This is a genomic window from Photobacterium lipolyticum (genome assembly GCF_003026475.1).
Lineage (GTDB): Bacteria > Pseudomonadota > Gammaproteobacteria > Enterobacterales > Vibrionaceae > Photobacterium > Photobacterium lipolyticum.
On the sequence record NZ_PYMC01000036.1, the window covers coordinates 1 to 2,377 of the forward strand.

The following is a 2,377-nucleotide window of genomic DNA, read 5'->3' on the forward strand; positions in this document are numbered from 1 at the left end:
GAAAACAGAATGGGTTCCGGCTATGGGGTATATGACAAAGGCCGAGGCATCGAGAGATATCAGCCATTACCTGATGGGCTATTACAACTGGGAACGGCCTCATAAACACAACGGAGGCATTCCACCGACAAAAGCTGAGAATCAAACTAATTTACTGTCCGGAAATGGTTGACCACTACATTAAGTACTTGCAATGTGGTTTCATCACTATGAACCACGTTCTCTTTCAGGAGCGCTTGGTGCATAGCCTGGTAAATCGGAGAGAGTAATGCGGCGGTCTTTATCATCCAGTTCGCCAATGTCGTACGTTGGATATCAACGCCCACACGTGCCAACTCTTTTTCGATACGATATAGCGGCAGACCATCAGCATACTTACTGACCGCGATGGTTGCTAATGTTCCTGCCGTGGCGATACTGCCGGGAAGCGGTTGCCGTGGCATTGAGGCGGTAATGATTTTGCTGCCTTCGCCGTGATTTTCACAATGACGGCAAGCATATTTCTTACGTTCATGACGCAGTACTTTCACTTGCTTGGAAATGATTTCGAGCTGCTCGGATGTTTCGACATCGATGTAATGCAGCTCACTCTGACAACAGGGACAGATCTTTTCATTCTCAGGTAAATCGTGTTCAATGATCTCCCGGGGTAAGTCCGGGTTGATGGGTTTGCGACCGCGCTTGCGCGTGTAGGTGACGGTTTCCATTTCCGGCTCATCGTCAATTACTTCGTTATCAGTCAGTAATTCTGCTTCATTGAACAAGCAGCCCTGCGCCGGGAACTTTTCGCTTTGCGGCAGGTAGCGTTTGGCTTGCGCCAGCCGGAACTGCTCCCACATTTCAGCAATGCGGGATTCATATTCGTTTGTAATTTCCTGGCTGACATTTTGAACCAGGCCATCGATGTAGGCTTGGATTTCTGGGGTGATGCCCGAGGGCTTATCAAGTTCCTTTTGCATACTAAAAGTATAGTAAAAACAGAGGCTTTTGCCATTTTAATTGATTGTTTTTACGATATTTTCAGCCCGTTTATGGGGTGATGGGCTACGGTATTTTGCCAGTTTAAGCCATCAAGCAGCCACCGCAGTTGCCGGGCCGTGATTTCCATGGCAACCGTATCTTTTGGATGCCTGGGCCATTTGAACTTGCCGTTTTCCAACCGACGGTAATGGAGCCAGAAGCCATTGGTATCCCACTGCAAGATTTTCAGCTTGTCACGACGGCGATTACAGAACACGAACCAGTGCGGGCCTTCCGGGTTAAGTTCCAGTACATCCTCAACCAGCAGCCCCAAGGTATTGATGGATTTTCGCATGTCGGTGATCCCGGTGGCTAGGTAGACGTTTCCGGCCGGTGCTATGATCATGGAAAACACGCCATGACTTGCGGAAATAGCGCCATTGCTGATGTGTCATTGATGGAGTTCCGGTAGCCACAGGGCGTTTCAATCACTAGAGCCACTGAGGGCAACGGCATGGAAATTGGAACCATGACACTGTCAGGCTCGTGCGATGAAGCCGTTAGTTTTTTCTGCCAGTAATAAAACTGCGATTGGGCAATCTGGTTTTGCTCACACCAGGCAGCAATCGTCAGAGCGCTGTCCTTCTGGTGTTGTAAGCGCTCTTGCCATAATTGCATTTTGTCTTCGCGAGTCATGATATAGCTCCGTCAATAAGGGAGCTATATCAATAACAAGTATTCATCATCATAGGAATGTGGGGAGAAACACCCGCTTACAAAACAGGAACACATCCACGAGTCATCAAACAACAACAGTTCGAGTATGCGTATCTCTTTGGTTCAGTTTGCCCTGGCCGTGGAATAGGAGAAGCAATTGTTGTCCCTTGGACCAATAAAGGTGCCATGAGGCAACATCTCCAGCAAATATCCAATGTAACAGAAAAAGGAAGGCATGATGTTGTGATAATGGATGGTGCTGGGTAGCACACCGAAGACACTGTTCATCAGTTTCCTAATGTCAGTATCATAAAACTCCCGCCATATTCACCTGAGCTGAATTCAATAGAGCAGGTTTGGAGTTGGATGAGGCAGCAACATTTAGCTAATCAAGTTTTTGAAAATTATGATGAGATTGTTGATAAGGTTTGCAGTGCTTGAAATTGCTTTCTCGGCAACACGCAAAGAGTAACGAAGATGTGCACTAGAAGCTGGATTAACCTAACCAGTTAGACGCCATGCTTAGCACACAACGGAAAAAGGCCATCCGTTAGGATGGCCTTTTAAAATTGAGCGCCTGGCGATGACCTACTCTCACATGGGGAGACCCCACACTACCATCGGCGCTACTGCGTTTCACTTCTGAGTTCGGCATGGGATCAGGTGGGGCCACAGCGCTATGGTCGCCAGACAAATTCTG

General features: G+C 47.8%; 3 protein-coding genes, 1 rRNA gene and 2 pseudogenes. 2 read left to right on the plus strand and 4 right to left on the minus strand.

Annotated elements, in window-relative coordinates; genetic code table 11:
- Window positions 1-172: pseudogene (locus C9I89_RS22900) on the plus strand (IS3 family transposase); the annotation flags it as partial.
- Here the strand turns inward: C9I89_RS22900 and C9I89_RS22095 are convergent.
- Genes C9I89_RS22095 through tnpA form a run of 3 tightly spaced genes read right to left on the minus strand, consistent with a single transcriptional unit; the run spans window position 147 to window position 1,656 of the window.
- On the minus strand, window positions 147-959 hold the full coding sequence (locus C9I89_RS22095; RefSeq protein ID WP_107285482.1) for an IS66 family transposase: 813 nt from the start codon (window positions 957-959) through the stop codon (window positions 147-149). The pseudogene C9I89_RS22900 and the gene C9I89_RS22095 overlap by 26 nt on opposite strands.
- 50 nt (window positions 960-1,009) lie before the next feature.
- On the minus strand, window positions 1,010-1,366 hold the full coding sequence (tnpB, locus tag C9I89_RS22100) for an IS66 family insertion sequence element accessory protein TnpB (RefSeq protein WP_107285483.1): 357 nt from the start codon (window positions 1,364-1,366) through the stop codon (window positions 1,010-1,012).
- The gene (gene tnpA / locus C9I89_RS22105; protein ID WP_107285484.1) at window positions 1,363-1,656 is read right to left on the minus strand and encodes an IS66 family insertion sequence element accessory protein TnpA; all 294 of its coding nucleotides are present in this window, start codon (window positions 1,654-1,656) and stop codon (window positions 1,363-1,365) included. Before tnpA ends, tnpB begins: the two co-directional genes overlap by 4 nt.
- A gap of 315 nt (window positions 1,657-1,971) precedes the next feature.
- Here tnpA and C9I89_RS23095 point away from each other — a divergent pair.
- A pseudogene (locus tag C9I89_RS23095) lies at window positions 1,972-2,118 on the plus strand (transposase); the annotation flags it as partial.
- Between the two features lie 134 nt (window positions 2,119-2,252).
- Here C9I89_RS23095 and rrf read toward each other — a convergent pair.
- Window positions 2,253-2,368 (minus strand): 5S ribosomal RNA (gene rrf / locus C9I89_RS22120).
- Window positions 2,369-2,377 lie beyond the last annotated feature (9 nt).